19 protein-coding genes are annotated in these 15,992 nt (G+C 57.7%); 7 read left to right on the forward strand and 12 right to left on the reverse strand.

Annotated elements, in window-relative coordinates; translation table 11 throughout:
- Nucleotides 1-69 precede the first annotated feature (69 nt).
- The 6 genes from uvrC to MHM86_RS13150 all read left to right on the forward strand — a co-directional run bounded on the left by uvrC (nucleotide 70) and on the right by MHM86_RS13150 (nucleotide 6,298).
- Nucleotides 70-1,932, forward strand: a complete 1,863-nt coding sequence (gene uvrC, locus MHM86_RS13125) for an excinuclease ABC subunit UvrC (protein ID WP_239200408.1) — start codon at nucleotides 70-72, stop codon at nucleotides 1,930-1,932.
- 149 nt (nucleotides 1,933-2,081) lie between these two features.
- A complete protein-coding gene (locus MHM86_RS13130) occupies nucleotides 2,082-2,573 on the forward strand; it encodes a hypothetical protein (RefSeq protein WP_239200410.1) in 492 nt (163 codons plus the stop codon).
- 53 nt (nucleotides 2,574-2,626) lie between these two features.
- Complete coding sequence (locus MHM86_RS13135) at nucleotides 2,627-4,858, forward strand: ATP-binding protein (RefSeq protein ID WP_239200412.1); 2,232 nt, start codon at nucleotides 2,627-2,629, stop codon at nucleotides 4,856-4,858.
- 78 nt (nucleotides 4,859-4,936) lie between these two features.
- Complete coding sequence (gene pgsA, locus MHM86_RS13140) at nucleotides 4,937-5,599, forward strand: CDP-diacylglycerol--glycerol-3-phosphate 3-phosphatidyltransferase (protein ID WP_239200415.1); 663 nt, start codon at nucleotides 4,937-4,939, stop codon at nucleotides 5,597-5,599.
- Nucleotide 5,600: 1 nt separating this feature from the next.
- The gene (moaD, locus tag MHM86_RS13145) at nucleotides 5,601-5,846 is read left to right on the forward strand and encodes a molybdopterin converting factor subunit 1 (RefSeq protein ID WP_239200418.1); all 246 of its coding nucleotides are present in this window, start codon (nucleotides 5,601-5,603) and stop codon (nucleotides 5,844-5,846) included.
- 8 nt (nucleotides 5,847-5,854) lie between these two features.
- Nucleotides 5,855-6,298, forward strand: coding sequence for a molybdenum cofactor biosynthesis protein MoaE (locus MHM86_RS13150; protein WP_239200420.1), 444 nt, complete (start codon nucleotides 5,855-5,857; stop codon nucleotides 6,296-6,298).
- A gap of 72 nt (nucleotides 6,299-6,370) precedes the next feature.
- Here MHM86_RS13150 and MHM86_RS13155 read toward each other — a convergent pair whose 3' ends face one another.
- The 6 genes from MHM86_RS13155 to rplS all read right to left on the reverse strand — a co-directional run bounded on the left by MHM86_RS13155 (nucleotide 6,371) and on the right by rplS (nucleotide 10,456).
- On the reverse strand, nucleotides 6,371-7,144 hold the full coding sequence (locus MHM86_RS13155) for an HpcH/HpaI aldolase/citrate lyase family protein (RefSeq protein ID WP_239200422.1): 774 nt from the start codon (nucleotides 7,142-7,144) through the stop codon (nucleotides 6,371-6,373).
- 12 nt (nucleotides 7,145-7,156) lie between these two features.
- Nucleotides 7,157-8,038 carry an MBL fold metallo-hydrolase gene (locus MHM86_RS13160; protein WP_239200424.1) on the reverse strand — a complete coding sequence of 294 codons (882 nt, stop codon included), beginning with the start codon at nucleotides 8,036-8,038 and terminating at the stop codon, nucleotides 7,157-7,159.
- Nucleotides 8,039-8,080: 42 nt separating this feature from the next.
- Nucleotides 8,081-8,890, reverse strand: a complete 810-nt coding sequence (locus MHM86_RS13165) for a division plane positioning ATPase MipZ (protein ID WP_239200426.1) — start codon at nucleotides 8,888-8,890, stop codon at nucleotides 8,081-8,083.
- A 184-nt stretch (nucleotides 8,891-9,074) separates the two neighbouring features.
- Nucleotides 9,075-9,650 carry a YceI family protein gene (locus MHM86_RS13170; RefSeq protein WP_239200428.1) on the reverse strand — a complete coding sequence of 192 codons (576 nt, stop codon included), beginning with the start codon at nucleotides 9,648-9,650 and terminating at the stop codon, nucleotides 9,075-9,077.
- Between the two features lie 192 nt (nucleotides 9,651-9,842).
- A complete protein-coding gene (gene rpmE / locus MHM86_RS13175) occupies nucleotides 9,843-10,064 on the reverse strand; it encodes a 50S ribosomal protein L31 (protein ID WP_058317729.1) in 222 nt (73 codons plus the stop codon).
- An 11-nt stretch (nucleotides 10,065-10,075) separates the two neighbouring features.
- Nucleotides 10,076-10,456, reverse strand: coding sequence for a 50S ribosomal protein L19 (gene rplS, locus MHM86_RS13180; RefSeq protein ID WP_239200430.1), 381 nt, complete (start codon nucleotides 10,454-10,456; stop codon nucleotides 10,076-10,078).
- 448 nt (nucleotides 10,457-10,904) lie between these two features.
- On the opposite strand from rplS, the gene MHM86_RS13185 reads away from it, so the two are divergent.
- Nucleotides 10,905-11,576, forward strand: a complete 672-nt coding sequence (locus MHM86_RS13185) for a helix-turn-helix transcriptional regulator (RefSeq protein ID WP_239200432.1) — start codon at nucleotides 10,905-10,907, stop codon at nucleotides 11,574-11,576.
- A 449-nt stretch (nucleotides 11,577-12,025) separates the two neighbouring features.
- Here MHM86_RS13185 and MHM86_RS13190 read toward each other — a convergent pair whose 3' ends face one another.
- The 6 genes from MHM86_RS13190 to rpsP all read right to left on the reverse strand — a co-directional run bounded on the left by MHM86_RS13190 (nucleotide 12,026) and on the right by rpsP (nucleotide 15,956).
- Nucleotides 12,026-12,355 (reverse strand): YegP family protein, encoded by a 330-nt coding sequence (locus tag MHM86_RS13190; protein WP_239200434.1) that lies wholly within the window; start codon nucleotides 12,353-12,355, stop codon nucleotides 12,026-12,028.
- Nucleotides 12,356-12,642: 287 nt separating this feature from the next.
- Nucleotides 12,643-13,488, reverse strand: a complete 846-nt coding sequence (gene trmD, locus MHM86_RS13195; protein ID WP_239200436.1) for a tRNA (guanosine(37)-N1)-methyltransferase TrmD — start codon at nucleotides 13,486-13,488, stop codon at nucleotides 12,643-12,645.
- Between the two features lie 9 nt (nucleotides 13,489-13,497).
- A complete protein-coding gene (locus MHM86_RS13200) occupies nucleotides 13,498-14,310 on the reverse strand; it encodes a hypothetical protein (RefSeq protein WP_239200438.1) in 813 nt (270 codons plus the stop codon).
- A 21-nt stretch (nucleotides 14,311-14,331) separates the two neighbouring features.
- Nucleotides 14,332-14,850 (reverse strand): ribosome maturation factor RimM, encoded by a 519-nt coding sequence (gene rimM, locus MHM86_RS13205; RefSeq protein ID WP_239200441.1) that lies wholly within the window; start codon nucleotides 14,848-14,850, stop codon nucleotides 14,332-14,334.
- Between the two features lie 93 nt (nucleotides 14,851-14,943).
- Complete coding sequence (gene bluB / locus MHM86_RS13210) at nucleotides 14,944-15,573, reverse strand: 5,6-dimethylbenzimidazole synthase (protein WP_239200444.1); 630 nt, start codon at nucleotides 15,571-15,573, stop codon at nucleotides 14,944-14,946.
- Between the two features lie 17 nt (nucleotides 15,574-15,590).
- Complete coding sequence (gene rpsP / locus MHM86_RS13215) at nucleotides 15,591-15,956, reverse strand: 30S ribosomal protein S16 (protein ID WP_239200447.1); 366 nt, start codon at nucleotides 15,954-15,956, stop codon at nucleotides 15,591-15,593.
- Between the last annotated feature and the right edge of the window lie 36 nt (nucleotides 15,957-15,992).

Consider the following 15,992-nt stretch of genomic DNA (forward strand, 5'->3'; position numbering starts at 1 on the left):
GAAAGGTTTTTCCTTGCCCCACAGGGCCAAAGATTGCAGCGGGCGGGGGGGAATCATATCTCTGTCTGTATGAGTGATTCTTCTGCTGATTCCCTGACCGGCCATGCGCTGATCCAATCCTACCTCAAGACGCTGGATGGCTCACCGGGGGTGTACCGGATGCTGGATGCGCAGGCGCGCGTGCTTTACGTGGGTAAAGCGCGCAATCTGCGGGCGCGGGTGTCAAACTATGCGCGGCCCTCTGGTCACTCTGGCCGGATCGCGCGGATGATCTCGGAAACCGCGTCGATGATGTTCCTGACCACGCGCACCGAAACAGAAGCGCTGCTGCTAGAACAGAACCTGATCAAACAGCTGAAGCCCAAGTTCAACGTGCTGCTGCGTGACGACAAATCGTTTCCCAATATCATGGTGACACATCACGAATACCCGATGATTCGCAAACACCGCGGCGCCAAAAGCGATCGTGGCGCCTACTATGGGCCGTTTGCCAGCGGAGGCGCGGTGAACCGGGTGCTGGACCAGCTGCAAAAGGGTTTCTTGCTGCGGACTTGTTCAGATGCGGATTTCCATGCGCGCACGCGGCCCTGTTTGCAGGCGCAGATTAAACGCTGCTCGGCCCCCTGTGTGGGGCGGATCAGCCCGCAGGAGTATGCCCGCAGCGTTGATGAAGCGCAGCGCTTTTTATCGGGTAAGTCCACGGAGATTCAGCGTGTTCTGGCGGATCAAATGCAGGAGGCCTCGGCCGCGATGGAGTTTGAGCGCGCCGCTGCTCTGCGCGACCGGATCAAGGCGTTGACGCAGGTACAGACTGCGCAGGGGATCAACCCACAGACCGTACCCGAAGCGGATGTGATCGCGCTTTATATGGAGAACGGGCAGGCCTGCGTTCAGGTCTTCTTTATCCGTGCCAATCAGAACTGGGGCAACAAAGATTATTACCCCCGTGTGGGCGAGGGGGTCTCCAGTGCTGAGGTGATGGAGGCGTTCATGGGCCAGTTCTATGATAAGCGTGATCCTGCGCGATTGCTATTGCTGTCCCATGGGATCGAAAACGATGATTTGATGGGCGAGGCCCTCAGCGGAAAACTGGGTCGCAAAGTGGAAATCGCCTTGCCACAGCGTGGCGAAAAGGCAGAACTGGTGGAAGGCGCGTTGCGCAACGCCCGTGAAAGCCTGGCGCGTAAGATGTCGGAAAGTGCAACGCAGGCCAAACTGCTGCGCGGTGTGGCAGAGGCCTTCGGCCTCAAAGGACCGCCTGCGCGGATTGAGGTGTATGACAACAGCCATATTCAGGGCACCAATGCGGTGGGCGGGATGATTGTGGCTGGCGCAGATGGGTTCCTGAAAAATCAATATCGCAAGTTCAATATCCGTGGCGAAGAGCTGACTCCCGGTGATGATTTCGGCATGATGAAAGAGGTTCTGACTCGTCGTTTCAAACGCTTGCTGAAAGAAGATCCCGACCGTGACAAAGGCATGTGGCCCGAGCTGTTGCTGATTGACGGCGGTGCCGGTCAGGTTTCCGCAGTGCAGGAGATTATGGAAGAATACGGGGTAGAGGATATCCCGATGGTCGGTGTTGCCAAAGGGGTGGATCGCGATCACGGTAAGGAAGAGTTCCACCGTCATGGCGCCCGTCCCTTTGCGCTCCAACGTAACGATCCGGTACTATATTTCATCCAGCGCCTTCGTGATGAAGCCCACCGATTTGCTATCGGCACCCACCGCGCCAAACGAGCCAAAGCCATTGGTGCCACGCCGCTGGATGAGGTGCCAGGAGTCGGCGCCACCCGCAAGCGTGCGCTATTGATCCATTTTGGATCGGCCAAGGCCGTAAGTCGTGCTGCCCTTGCGGATCTGCGGGCCGTGGATGGAATTTCCGACGCATTGGCGCAGACAATCTATGATTTTTTTCATGAAAAAGGTTGAAACCCATCCTTAAGGATGTATGCGGCCGCGTTTGAGGTCCTTGATTTTAAAATTCGGGCCGCAGATAGTGTATGTACTTTTCAGCGGCTTCGCGCGTTGATTGGGCTGTAGAAGCCGCTTTGGAATGCCATTTCCGAAGGAGGTTTCGGTTGTTTGTTTCGGCTTTGCGTCGTCTTGTGTCCGCCGCGTTTGTTGTCATTTCCGCCAGCAGTGCTTCATGGGCAGATGCCTCTGAACAGGTGCTGATTATGGGCGATACCACTGCGTCCGGGCAATATGTGACAATTGCTGATCTCGAAGCGCTGGGCCTGCAGACAATTTCCTCACGCACCCCCCATGATCCTAGTCCAGTTTCTTATTCTGGTATCTGGCTGAAAGATTTCGTCTCGCATTTCGGGACCGGTGACACAGCCGCATTGAAGTTTACAGCAATTGATTTTTACGAGGTTACTGTCACGCGACAGGAATGGCAGTCTGTGGATTTCTTCTTGGCGACGCGAATAGGTGACGAATTTTTAGAATTTGAAAATCGTGGCCCCATGAGGGTCGTAATGCCCAATTATGATCCCAACGACAAATTACACCAGGAATTAATCTCTAAATGGATCTGGATGATCACAGAAATCGAATTAAGCGACTGACCGGACTATCCATACCCCGTCTGACAATCCTGGTATTGCTGGGCGCTCTTGTGGTGGCTGCTTTCTTTTCTTTTGCCCTCAGGGCCGAAAATCAGGCGAAGGACACTGCACAGGCGACGCTGCGTGCGGTGGAAGCAGGACGTTTTTCCTTCAAGGTCTCCCAACTGACACATCGCGCGGTGCGGCTTTATGATCAGGCGGTGATTGAGCAGGATGAGGCCAAACGCGCCCGCGCTGAACGGATGCTGCGGGCAGCGCTTGGGTTTAGTTATACCCCCCTTGCGCAGAGCAAAGACCGCATTGATGAGCTGACCGATCATCTTGACGATCTGGTCGCGGTCATGGCGGTCGGTGGGCTGGCACCCACTGCAGCTCAACGGGTCGAGTTGGAGGCTCGGGTCAACGACATCGAACGCGCGACCATGCTTTATGAACAGGCGGGCCAGGCGCGTTTCCAGCAACAGCTCACTGTGATGAGTACGACTGAATATCGTAACGCGGTGTTCACACGTGTCGCCGCTTTGTCGCTGGTCACAGGCATTTTGCTCTGCGCGGTGATCCTCGTTTTCATGCGTTCGGAACAGAAACAGACGAACCGCAGGATTGAGGCGGAATCGGCGAGCGAGGCGAAATCCGCCTTTCTTGCCAATATGAGCCATGAGATCCGCACACCGATGAATGGCATTGTAGGGATGGTCGAACTTCTGTCGCAGGCGCAGATGCCCGATGATCAGGCGCAGATGGTTGACAGCATCCACGACTCGTCGATTTTTCTGTTGCAGATCATCGATGATATTCTGGATGCCGCCAAAATCGACGCCGGCCAGATGGAGCTGGAAAATGAGAGCTTCAACCTGCTGCATGCGGTGGAGCGCACGGCGGAAACACTCGCGATCACGGCGCGCGACGCGCATGTGTTGTTTCAGGTCTATTTTGAACCTGATGTACCGGATTGCATCAAGGGCGACGCGTTGCGTTTGCGCCAGATCCTGTTGAACCTATTGAGCAACGGGATCAAGTTTTCCAAAGGAACCGAAGACGCGCCGGGTCGCGTCCAGCTGTGGATTAGTGCCAACGCCCCCGCGGGCGAGTTGAAGTTTCGTGTGGTCGATACCGGCATCGGCATGACGTCGGATGTGATCGAACGGATCTTCCTGCCCTTCAAACAGGCCGAGGAATCGACAACACGCAAATACGGCGGAACCGGACTAGGCCTGGTGATCACCCGCAACCTTGTTGATCTGATGCATGGGCGCTTGCAGGTGATGAGCACTCCCGGTGAAGGGTCGGAGTTTTCGGTCACCATCCCGCTGCAGGTGTGTAACCAGACCGAAAATCTCGCTGACCTCACCGATGTGGCGCTGTTGCTGCACCTGGACAATCGCTATTTTGCCCAACGCACTGCCGCTGCGTTTGAACGGCGCGGCGCCACGGTGCATATCACGCCGCAACTCGAAGAGGTGCTGTTCCAGATCGAAAAGAACACCAAAGATACGGTGGTGTTGCTGGGGCTTGATCAGCAGGCAGACAATGATGCGGTGCTGGCCATCCTGCGTAACCGGTTCGAAAACGTGAACGTGCTGGTTCTGGATCCCACACGTGGCAAGCCCAAGGGCCTGCTTGAGCCGCGGCTTTACGTGTCCTGCCGCTACCCGATGCATCACAGTGACGTGCTGCGCGGCATCGCCAAGCTGATGGGGCGCCCGACCCCGGCGAACTTCCCCGTCGGGGAAAAGGACAAGGAACTATTGCAAAAAGCTGTTTCGGCGAAATTGCGCGCTGCCCCCATTGTGGATCCCAAGCCTGTGCAAACGCTTTTGGCTGCGCCCCACGCAAAGGTGCTGATCATAGAAGACAACCCGTTGAACATTCAGGTTCTGACCCGGCAGTTGCAGAAACTGGGCTATGATTATGGCACTGCCACCAATGGTGCCGAAGGATTGGAGGCATGGCGCAAGGGCGGTTTTGATGCGGTGCTTACGGATTGTCAGATGCCGGTGATGGACGGGCTGGACATGACCCGCCAAATCCGCAGTGAAGAACAAGCTGCAGGTCTTGCACCGATGCCGGTTCTGGCCATCTCGGCATCGGCCCTGCCGCAGGAGGCAGAGAAGTCACTGCAGGCAGGCGTTTCTGAATATCTGACCAAACCGCTGAAAATCGACGTCCTGAACGCTGCCCTCGGTCGCTGGTTGACCCCTGATGGCGCGCCTAAAGATGGTCCATCCGGCGGACAGGATGGCGGGCAGGATCCCGCTGCGGACGGCGTCGAGGACACGGTCTAACCGCGCGACCTGCGGAAAACACCGGCCAGAACGATTGCACCGCTTCCCCCGCCCGACCGGACAGGGTAATGAAGATCCATGACATGGACGATCCCCAATATCCTGACCGTTGCGCGCCTCTTGGCAGCGCCCGGTGTCGCCGTGATGTTTTTATACTTCACACGCCCTTACGCTGATTGGTTTGCCTTGTTGCTGTTCACGCTGGCCGCCTTGACCGATTGGGTCGACGGCTATCTGGCACGGTCGTGGAATCAGGAAACCAAACTGGGCGCGATGTTGGATCCGATTGCGGATAAGGCGATGGTGGTGATCGCTTTGATGGTGATCGTCGGCTATTCGTCTATGTCGCCCTGGCTGGTGCTGCCCTCAACGGTGATCCTGTTCCGTGAGGTGTTTGTGTCTGGCCTGCGCGAATTTCTGGGCGATACCGCTGGGACGCTGAAGGTGACCAAACTGGCCAAGTGGAAAACAACCGCCCAGATGGTGGCCATCGCGCTTCTGTTCGGGCAGGGGGTGTTTGAACATTACTTTGGCATCAGCATTTTGGGTATGGATGACCAGATTGTGGCGCAAATTCTGGCTGGTGATGCGCCAGACGACTTTGGCCTTGGCTGGAAACTACAGGGGATGATCTGGTCTGGTAACGCAGGTCTGATCTTGTTGTGGGTGGCGGCGGCATTGACCTTCATCACCGGGGTTGATTACTTCCTAAAGGCGCGCCCACATCTGAAGGATGACTAAGATGGATGTACTCTATTTCGCCTGGGTGCGGGAGCGGATCGGCATCCCGCGCGAAAAGGTGGACACGACAGCGACAACCGTGGCCGAACTGGTCGAAGAGCTGAAAGCACGCGAAGAGCGCTATCAAGCGGCCTTCGCTGACCTCTCCGCATTGCGCGTGGCATTGGATCAGGACCTTAGCGATTTTGACGCCTCTTTGGACGGCGTGCGCGAGGTTGCGTTTTTCCCGCCGATGACCGGCGGCTGAGGGGCAGCATGGATATCCGTGTTCAGGAAGTCCCCTTTGATCTGGGCCATGAGGTAGAGGTGTTCACTGATCGTCAGATCAACATGGGCGCTGTCGTGACATTCACCGGCATCACCCGCGATCTACCCGGCGCAGGTATGGACCGGATGGAGATGGAACATTACCCGGGTATGACTGAACGCGCCCTGACCCAGATCGCTGAAGAGGCGCTTGCGCGGTGGGATCTGGGGGATGTGCTGATTATTCACCGCTATGGCATCCTGCGCCCGCAGGACCGCATCATGATGGTCGCCACCGCGTCGCGCCACCGCGCCCATGCGTTTGAGGCAGCGGAGTTTCTGATGGATTACCTCAAATCCCGCGCCCCCTTCTGGAAGAAGGAAGTGACCGTGGACGGGTCCGATTGGGTTGCTGCGAAAGAGGACGACGAAAAGGCGCTGGACCGCTGGTGAGGCCCGGCTCCTCTTTCAATGGTTTGAAAACCCTCACATCCCCGGCTGTCCGCACGCGTATGGTCGGGCGTGTCAGCGCGGGGCCCGCCATTCATCCCTCAGGCCGCGTGCGGCTTTAGCCAGCAGCAGTACGTCAATCCCCACCGCCAAAAATTGGGCGCCCCAGTCGCGGTAGGTCTCTGCCGATCCGTCGCTGACCGCCAGAATGCCCGCCGCCTTGTCAGACGCCGCAATGCGTGCCAACCCGTTTTTGATCGCAGCGCGCACGTCGGGGTGGTCGCTGTTGCCCAGATGGCCCATGTCGGCTGCCAGATCTGACGGCCCGATAAAGACGCCATCGACGCCCTCAACCGCCAGAATGTCATCCAGTGCCGCCAGCCCCGCTGCGCTTTCGACCTGCACGAGCAGGCAGATCTGTTCGTTGGCGGTCTGGGTATAGTCAGGGATTGCCGCAAACTGCGATGCGCGCGCCAGTGCGGCACCGGAACCACGGATGCCTGCGGGTGGATACCGGCAGGCACGGACCAGCTCGCGGGCTTGATCGGCACTGTCGACCATGGGGACCAGCAACGTCTGTGCGCCGATGTCCAGAACCTGTTTGATCATCCAGTCAGCGCCCACGGGCAGGCGCACGACTCCTTCGGAATGCTTGCCCTCCAGCACCTGAAGCTGCGCCATGATGCTGCGCAGGTCATTGGGGGCATGTTCGCCGTCAATCACCAGCCAGTCAAAGCCAGCGGTGGCCAGCACCTCAGTCGGATAGGGATCAGCGAAACCGGCCCAACAGCCGATGAGCGTTTCACGGTTTCTCAGTCGTTGTTTAAAGGTGTTGATCGGTGCGGGCATGTTTTCGTCCTTTCAGCTGTCAGAGGCGGGCAGCAGGATCTCCAATCCGTCGCGGCCCACATGCAGCGGGCCGTCCCATGTGCGGCGGGTCTCTGCGATCCAGTGAGCCTCGGTAAAGTCGGGATCATCGACCGGAACCAAATGGTTCAGCGCCAGTTGTTTTACGCCAGCCTGAGTCGCAATAGTGCCCACTTGATCAGCGGGTGCGTGTGATCGCTCCAGATGGTGGCGCAACCGTTCATCGCCATTGCCAACCCGGGTGCAGAGCGCGTCAATACCGGCGCTCAGCATCGCCTCATGTACCAGAAGGTCCGCGTCTTTAGCAAAGGGGATCATCGCCTCCATCGGCGCTGTGTCACCGGAGAGAACAATGCGATGGTCTGCACCTTCAAACCGTAGGGCGTAACTGTCGTCGATCGGCGGGTGTTCATTGCGCAGTGTGTGTAGGGTCAGCGGGCCAAGGGTTTGTGCGCCCTCGGCCAGAACATGTATATCGGCCAATGCGGCCAGGTGGGGGCGGCCTTCATCGCGCAGGCGCAGTTCCACATCAAACTGCATCGAAGCTAGGAAATGACGCCAGTAATCAGCTAGACCCTCTGGCCCGATCACTTTAATCGGGCGTTTCAGGCCAGCGGTCCATGCGGTGTGCAGCAGAGGGCCCAGTTCCAGATAGTGATCGGAATGCAGATGGGTGATGACGATGGCGTCCAGTGCTTCTAGCGGCACACCTGCGTCACACACCCCCCGTGCAGCCCCCAGTCCGGCATCGACCAGAACGGCCATCCCGTCCATCTGCACCAGCGTTGCGGTGGGCATGCCGGTGCCGGGCCGGATCGCCGGCCCGCCTTTGGTCCCTAATAGAACAACGCGGTTTGGTCTGTGATCTTGGCTCATCTGCAGTCCTCCCCCGTTTGCTGCGTTCCTAGAGAGGTGCGATTAGAAGTCGGGTTCAACCTCTGGCAGGTTCACTGCCTTGATCAGGTCCCGCAGCTCTTGCCGTGCAGCCACGTTAGAGATGTTGAGACTGGAAATCCCGATGTCCTTCAGATCCAGCAGTGTCAGACCGCGTGGGAACAGCTCGCGGAAGATCACCCGTTCGTTGAACCCCGGCGCAACGCGAAAGCCGATGCGTTTCGATAGCATGTCCAGCGCCTTGCCCATCTTTTCCTTGTTGACCATGTTCTGTGCCCCCAGTCGGTTGCGCAGCACGATCCAGTCGATCGGCTTCAGGCCTGCCTGCGCCCGCAGTTGGCGGGCGTTCCAGACCATTTCGGAATAGACAGAGGGTCCTTGGATTTTCTTTCCGTCGCCGTCAATCTTGGCCAAGAGGTCGAAATCGACAAAACTATCGTTCAGCGGGGTGATCAGCGTATCAGCCAGCGAATGCGCCACCTGGCTCAGGCGGGTATGTGATCCGGGACAGTCGATCATGATGAAATCATGATCGGGCTCCAGCGATGCGATGGCCGCAGACAGGCGATGATCATAAGGGTTTTCACCCGGTTTCAGTTCCGTTTGATCAATTTCGGGCAGTTCATGGTAGTCCGGCGTCGGCAAATCCAGTCCGGCCTGCGTCATGAAGGCCCGACGGTTTTCGACATAGCGGCCAAAGCTCTTCTGGCGCAGGTCCAGATCCAACACGCCGACCCGTTTGCCCATGCGGGCCAAAGCGGTTGCGATGTGCATCGACACGGTAGATTTGCCCGCGCCGCCCTTTTCGTTGCCGACAACAATGATATGCGCCATTGCGATCTGTCCCTTATCTGCCCTTATACGGCTTTTATGCGGCGATTTTGCCCCAGCGTATGGGGACGCACGCCATTTGCAAAGCCTTGTTAGCTCTTGGACAGTCTGAATGACATCTGTTGTCAGGATATGGAAGGGGGCGCAGCGTTTTTCGCCCCCTTCGCGGTCCTTTGGTGTTGTCTGCTTACTCTTTGGTAAAGACAAAGCGCAGCGACACAGGCGCCACGCGGGTGATGCTTTCCAGACTGGCCAGTTCTTTCAGGATGTCGATTGCGGGGTCAATGCCCGCCTCATCGGTATCCAGGAACAGGAAATCGTTGCTAGTGACCAGCACTTTGTCCTCGGCCAGGCGGGCGATGAAGAGGGATACGTCCATCTCGACCTCTGTGCCGACCAGATCCAGCGTTGCCTCTGTTTCGATCACGGTGGTGCCGCCCACGGGCAGCGCCTCAATCGCGGCCAGATCCAGCGCGCTGGTGAGATCGGCGTTGCCTGCAGTTTTGAAAACATGTTCGATCATGCGGCTGTTGCGAATGTCGATGTTGGTTTCCACTGACGACAGGTCGATCGCGACCTTGGCATTTCCTGCCTTATCGACGCTGCCGGACAGTTTGCCGAAGTGATGCACCTCACCGATGAAATTGCTTTTGATCGACCCGAACGCCAGATGTGATGCATCATTGTCCAGCGTCCAGTTGCCCGCCAGTGTAGCAGTGCTCGAAAGGGTAAAGGCCACAAGGGCGCCAAGAAACGGTTTCATTCGCTGTCCTCTCCAGATGTGTGCAGAGGACATTAGCGAGGAAACAGTTAATGGGTAGTAACGCTTTGACACGCGGCGCTCATCTTTGCGCGACCATTATGTGATCATGTTCAGGCAAATATCAGTAGGTATTCAGACAACAAAAAACCCCGCACAAAGGCGGGGTTTTCCGTATTAAACCGGTGGTTTGGCTTAGAAGCCCAGACCAGCGTATTTGTTTTTGAACTTCGATACGCGGCCGCCGGCGTCCAGCAGGCGTGCACCGCCACCGGTCCATGCCGGGTGTACGGTCGGGTCGATGTCCAGCGCCAGGGTGTCGCCTTCGGCGCCCCAGGTCGAACGCATCTTGATGATGGTGCCGTCGGTCATCTTCACGTCGATGAAGTGGTAATCGGGATGGGTATCTGCTTTCATCGAACCAGTCCTTACGCTTTAGCCTTGGGGGCTTTGTAGTTGGTAACTTCGGCGATACGTGCGGATTTACCGCGACGGGTACGCAGGTAGTACAGTTTGGCGCGACGAACGCGGCCACGGCGTACAACGGTGATCGAGTCGATGTTGGTCGAGTGCAGCGGGAACACACGTTCCACACCTTCACCGAACGAAATCTTGCGAACAGTGAACGAGCCAGCAATGCCTGCGCCGTTTTTACGGCTGATGCAAACGCCTTCGTAGTTCTGAATACGGCTACGGGTGCCTTCGGTCACTTTGAAGCCGACGCGGATGGTGTCACCGGCTTTGAAATCGGGAATGTCTTTTCCCAGGGCGGCGATTTGTTCCGCCTCCAGCTGTGCGATCAGGTCCATTGACCATCTCCTTTTATGCTTGCGGTTGTTCCGCAAAGGTGAATGCCGTCCCGAGAGCTCTTGGTCTTCGACCGGGTCCGCCGCAGCGCCCGCCAGAGATCGGATCGTTTTCTTATCTGCTGCAGGCTGGGCCAAGGTGAAGCCGAAGAAGACCTCAGGCGCATATACCGCAGGTCCACAGACCGATTCCGGGCGTAGACGGGCGGTGTATAGGGGCAGGACGTGCAAGGAGCAAGCGTTTTTGCACGGTGAAACAGGCTCGAAGGGCTGAAAAATAAGGACGAAGGAGGCATGTTTTGGCGAAAAGGGCAATCTCTGCTAGGTTTCGGCGAATGACGACAGAAGAGAGATAGTTCTACGATAAAAATAGAGGCCGCAGATTAGTGAGTTGATACTGACTGCAGTTGAGAGTTTTTTGAGTGCGGAAACGGGGGCGGATCGATGGCAAGTGGCTCAATCCCTGACCAAGACCATCGGAGCAGCTGCCCTGAACATCGCCAATCTGGCAGACGAAGATCACGCGGTCCTGTCGCTGCGCAGTTCGATGTCGCAGCAATGGCTCGAGGAATATATTGCTGAAAGCTATATCACGGTCGATCCTCTTGTTTTGCAGGCAGCACATGCTCCCAGACAGCAGGTGTTGACCAGTGAAGGCATGCTGGCCTGCGATCGTTCTGAAACTGTCGAACGGGCCTATGGCGCGGGGTTGGCGGCTTATGGCTATGATCGCCTTTTGACCTTTAAGTTCGCCGATGGGAACAATCCTCATACTAAACTGGTGGTCTTCGCAGGTGACCTGAGTGAACACGATTTTCACCGTGCCCACAACGAGCGGGAACTGCAGCAAGTTGCGGCACTCATCGCGGCCTTTGTGGATGAGCCACAAGAGGTGGAGCCGCATTTGGCGCGGCTGATTGCCCGACAGCCATTGTCAGACCGTGAACGCGATGTGTTGTCCTTGCTGGCTACAGGGTTTCGCAATGATGAAATTGCCTACCGCCTTGGCATCGCAGAGGTGACGGTGCGCGCCCATGTGGTCGCTGCGCGCAAGAAACTGGGCGCTAAAACCCGTGAGCAGGCGCTGGTGGAGGCGATCCGGACCAAGCAAATTGCGCCCTAAGGGACAATAGAGCTCCGTTTGCTAAATCTGTGGATTAATTCGGAAACGACAGGGCTTGTGCGACGTCGTGGGCTTCTTCCACTAGAGTATTCTGAGGCTGGTTGCAGACAGGCGTAACACCGAAGGATCAGCGCCATTTGTTGAAGATAGCTAGCAGCTTGATTAGTGGCGGTAGGTCAACGTCAACCTATCGATATAGATAGGTTGTTTTGAGACTCTGCAGCTGGATAGCTAACACCCTGAGGTAAGTGATTGTTAAGGCTTTTGTTTCCCGCGCCAATCAGGGTGTCACGCAGGCATTACCGTATTGCTGCCCCAACTACGCATGATGGGCGCGGTGCCAGATATATTTTACTCCCTTTTCTGCAGGCTTTCCCTTCCGGTTATCCGCAGAAATGCCGGCACGCCAGAGACCCCATCTGGCGTGCCAATTACTTTAAGTCACGGCTTCAGACTTCGATGACTGTGGCGTTGGGCGCGTTTTTCTTTACCGATTCAATGCCATTGTCACGGCCGGAGGCGCTGGTGTAGCTTTGTGAGGTGCCGATTACCTGACCGTTCGTGGCCTTGAGGTTGAACATGAACTTGCCTGCGCTGGTTTCTTTGCGCTCATAACGGCCGTCGTCTGCGGCGTTTTTTTGTACTGACGTGATGCCGTTTTCACAGCTGGCTTTCTGTTTGTAGCCTTCGGAGGCGAGGATGTTTTCGCCATTGCCCGCTTTGAGGCGGAAGCGGTATTCGCCTGCCTTGTCCTGGTAAAGTTCGAATTTTCCGGCCATGTCACTGTCTCCTATGTCTGCCGTGCCCTTTGGGCCGCGGTTTAATATGGCGTCAGAGTGGGATAAAATCCGTGCGCGATCAACATCTTCTCCGCCCTCTGATAAACGATAAATCCCACGTCTGGCGGATCACAGATCTATGCGAACTGACCACCATTCTGTGAAATCTCTGGTCCCAATTTAGCCTTGGCGCCATGCGGCGCGTCAGATTCGCCGTGGCGGCGCCTGTGGTCACGATAGCGCAGGGGCAGGGTGCAAGGACGCCTGGGAAGGCAAAAAGACCTGTGTTAACCCCTATTTCCGGGTTTTTTGGGGTCCTGTTGCGCCTCATAGCGCTGCCACATATCGGGGCGACGTTCTTTGGTGATCTCTTCGCTCATCTCGTGTCGCCACTCTGCGACCTTGCCGTGGTGGCCGGACATTAGCACATCAGGGATCAAACGGTCGTTCCATTCGGCGGGACGGGTGTATTGGGGATGTTCCAACAGGCCGTTTGAATGGCTCTCATCCTCGATGCTTGCGGCGTTGCCGAGGACGTCAGGCAGCAGTCGCACGGTGGCATCCAGCATGGCCTGTGCGGCAATCTCACCACCCGTCAGGACAAAATCGCCCAGCGACACCTCTTGGATCTGGTAGTGGTCCAGCACCCGTTGATCGACGCCTTCAAACCGGCCACAGAGCAGGGTCACGCCGTCGCAGCCGGCCCAGTGACGCGCCATCGCCTGATCGAACCGGCGGCCGCGTGGCGATAGGTAGACCAGTGGCCAACGTCCGCGCGCGCCCTGCATCGTCTGATCAATTGCATTGCCCAGCACGTCAGGGCGCAGCACCATGCCCGCACCACCGCCGGCAGGGGTGTCATCGACATTGCGATGTTTGCCGACGCCAAAGTCGCGCAGATTGGTGGTTTCCAGCTGCCACTTGCCATCGCGCAGTGCTTTGCCCGTCAGACTTTCGCCCAGCACGCCGGGGAAAGCATCGGGAAACAGCGTGATAATTCGCGCGGTCCAGACGCCCGCCAGCCGCGGATTGCTTTCAATCAACTCACGCGGTTTGAACGTGGGGCGCACAGCCAGACGGCCATGCGACTTGGGCTTGGGGGCTGGCGTATCGGTTTTGGGCGTATCAGTCATGGGGTGCTCTTACCCTGCGGTTGGGTCGGGCGGCAACAGCGCATGTTTGGCTGCGTGTAATGCGGCGCGGTCCATGCCCAGCCGGTTCAGGCGTAGAAATTCTGCCCTGAGTGCCTCATCCTGCCCTGCGTTCTGGCGAGCTGCCTGTGGCAAGGTGTCGATCACCGTTTGCGGCACCTCCATCAGCTCCAACACCATCGCAGCAGGGCCTTGGGGGTGGGCGCGGTAGTCTTCCAGTGCGCGGATATGCACGGGCGTCGGCGTCAGGGCCTGCGCGATCTTTTCGGCGTCTTTGCGCAGGTCGAAATTACGCGGAAACAGCTCTGAAAACCGGACGAGGTCATCGCGCAATCCGGTAGAGCGCAGTTGATGCCCGTGCACCGACTTCATCCAGTCCGTACGGTCCCGTATGGAATAGAGGAAGTGCAGCTCCATCTGACTGCCGAACCGCCTTTCCAGTCCGGCGCGGATATCACGCGCCAGCATCCGTGCGGCGGGATTGATGCCGGTCAGTATCTCGCCATCCACGCCGCGGTGACCGGGCATGATACCGGCGAAGTTTTCGCGGCTGATGACGATATTACCGGTGTCAGGCAAGGTCTCAGCAAAGCGTTTGAAGCTGCGGCGAAAAGCGCGCCGTGCTTCATCGGATTGCGAGCGGGCAAATTCCCGCGCCAAGGCACCGCTGCGCTGCACGGCGCCGGGCCCGTAGAAATGGAAATAGGGTTTCAGCGGGTCAGCAAGACAGTTCAGTTGTGCTTGCAGGCTGGTGGTGCCGGTTTTGTAAAACCCTGCATGAACCAGAATGCGCTGCATTGCCATTTTGCCCCTTACCCCAGTCGATTACTCTGGGAACAATCCGTCCGGCGGATCGGCGATAATGCGACCCGCGCGCAGATCCACCGTCGGCACCGCCGCCAGCGTAAAGGGCAGAAGTACAGTGGTTTTCAGGCCTGGCCCGTGGATTTCCAACAGGTCACCCGCGCCGTGGTTCTGCACCGCCTTCACCATGCCCAGTTTGGTGCCGCCGGTGTCAAACACCTCCAGCCCCATCAAATCTGTGTGGTAATATTCATCATCCGGCAGTGACGGTAGGCGGTCGCGCGGCACATAGAGCTTCAGCCCGCGCAGCGCGTCGGCCTCTTCCTTGCTGGAGACATCCGAGAGGCGTACCGACAGGCCGTTTTTGATGACGCGCAACACGCCAACATCAAAGACGCGGCTGCCATCTTCTGTCGTCAGGGGATTGTAATCCTCAATCGCGGCGGGATCGGCGGTATAACTTTTCAGCCGTACCTCGCCGCGCACGCCAAAGGCCCCAGCGATGGAGCCTACACAGATCATATCGTCATTTTCGCTCATGGTGGTGTCACCTTCGCTACGCTATTTCCGACAGTGATAGCGCCTCTGTCGCTTGGGGGCAATTCGATGGTGATCTTAAGGCAGCACAGGCCCTTAGCGGGTCTCAATTGGTAGGGCGTTACGACGGTCTTCCCACCCTTTACGCTCCAGCTCGGGGGTGTCATTGGCCTCTTCGGGGTAACCGACGCAGAGGTAGCCCACCAACTGCCACTCCTCGGGCACATCAAGATCGCGGTTCAGTTGCACAGGATCCAAGATCGACACCCAGCCAACCCCGATGCCACGCGCGCGCGCGGCCAGCCAGAACAGGTTGATGGCAGATACAACAGAATATCGGCGCATTTCTGGCATCGTGCCTGCACCAAGGCCCGCACCCTTCTGGGTGCATTCATCGCAGTAGACTGCCAGCTGCACCGGCGCCTCCTGCATGCCCGACAATTTTAGCTGCGCATAAAGCGCGGCTTTGTCGTCTTTGTAGCCAGTCAACGCTTCGGCATTGGCGGCCTGATAATTCGCTAAGGCTGCGGTGCGGGCAGCATCACTTTCGACGCGAATAATCCGCCATGGTTCCGACAGCCCCACTGAGGGAGCGACCAGAAATGCGTCGAGGCACTGCTGTAGCAGCGCCTCGTCCACAGGATCGCTGCGAAAGTGGCGCACATCGCGCCGCCAGCGCAGCAGATCGTCCAGATCACGCTGGAATGTTTCCGGGAAGGTGTGCATCCCAGCGCCCTCTGTTTTTACTCTTCGGCTGCTGCTTCAGCAGCTTCAGCTGCTTTGGCGGCTTTTTCTTCAGCGCGCTCTTGCGCTTTTTTGCCGGGAACAGCTTTTTCAGGGTTGTTGCGGGTTTTCTTCGCCAGAACACCAGCCGCTTCCAGGAAACGCGATACACGGTCGGACGGCTGCGCGCCTTGGTCCAGCCAGTACTGAACGCGTTCCATGTTCAGTTTTACGCGCTCTTCGCTGTCTTTGGGCAGCAGTGGGTTGTAGGTGCCCAGCTTCTCGATGAAGCGGCCGTCACGCGGCATGCGCGAGTCTGCTGCAACAACGCGGTAGAAGGGGCGCTTTTTGGAACCGCCGCGGGCGAGACGAATTTTCATAGCCATGGGTGTATCTCCTATAATGGCGTGTGCACGGTTGTG

Origin of the sequence: Thalassobius sp. Cn5-15 (genome assembly GCF_022347685.1) — a bacterium.
Lineage (GTDB): Bacteria > Pseudomonadota > Alphaproteobacteria > Rhodobacterales > Rhodobacteraceae > Thalassobius.

Coding starts and splice junctions, on each gene's coding strand:
- pgsA (WP_239200415.1), top strand. CDS start 4,937: ATGACATGGACGATCCCCAATATCCTGACCGTTGCGCGCCTCTTGGCA.
- rpsP (WP_239200447.1), bottom strand. CDS start 15,956: ATGGCTATGAAAATTCGTCTCGCCCGCGGCGGTTCCAAAAAGCGCCCC.
- MHM86_RS13155 (WP_239200422.1), bottom strand. CDS start 7,144: ATGCCCGCACCGATCAACACCTTTAAACAACGACTGAGAAACCGTGAA.
- uvrC (WP_239200408.1), top strand. CDS start 70: ATGAGTGATTCTTCTGCTGATTCCCTGACCGGCCATGCGCTGATCCAA.
- MHM86_RS13190 (WP_239200434.1), bottom strand. CDS start 12,355: ATGGCCGGAAAATTCGAACTTTACCAGGACAAGGCAGGCGAATACCGC.
- MHM86_RS13165 (WP_239200426.1), bottom strand. CDS start 8,890: ATGGCGCATATCATTGTTGTCGGCAACGAAAAGGGCGGCGCGGGCAAA.
- bluB (WP_239200444.1), bottom strand. CDS start 15,573: ATGCACACCTTCCCGGAAACATTCCAGCGTGATCTGGACGATCTGCTG.
- rplS (WP_239200430.1), bottom strand. CDS start 10,456: ATGGACCTGATCGCACAGCTGGAGGCGGAACAAATCGCCGCCCTGGGA.
- MHM86_RS13200 (WP_239200438.1), bottom strand. CDS start 14,310: ATGGCAATGCAGCGCATTCTGGTTCATGCAGGGTTTTACAAAACCGGC.
- rimM (WP_239200441.1), bottom strand. CDS start 14,850: ATGAGCGAAAATGACGATATGATCTGTGTAGGCTCCATCGCTGGGGCC.
- MHM86_RS13150 (WP_239200420.1), top strand. CDS start 5,855: ATGGATATCCGTGTTCAGGAAGTCCCCTTTGATCTGGGCCATGAGGTA.
- MHM86_RS13160 (WP_239200424.1), bottom strand. CDS start 8,038: ATGAGCCAAGATCACAGACCAAACCGCGTTGTTCTATTAGGGACCAAA.
- MHM86_RS13170 (WP_239200428.1), bottom strand. CDS start 9,650: ATGAAACCGTTTCTTGGCGCCCTTGTGGCCTTTACCCTTTCGAGCACT.
- rpmE (WP_058317729.1), bottom strand. CDS start 10,064: ATGAAAGCAGATACCCATCCCGATTACCACTTCATCGACGTGAAGATG.
- trmD (WP_239200436.1), bottom strand. CDS start 13,488: ATGACTGATACGCCCAAAACCGATACGCCAGCCCCCAAGCCCAAGTCG.
- moaD (WP_239200418.1), top strand. CDS start 5,601: ATGGATGTACTCTATTTCGCCTGGGTGCGGGAGCGGATCGGCATCCCG.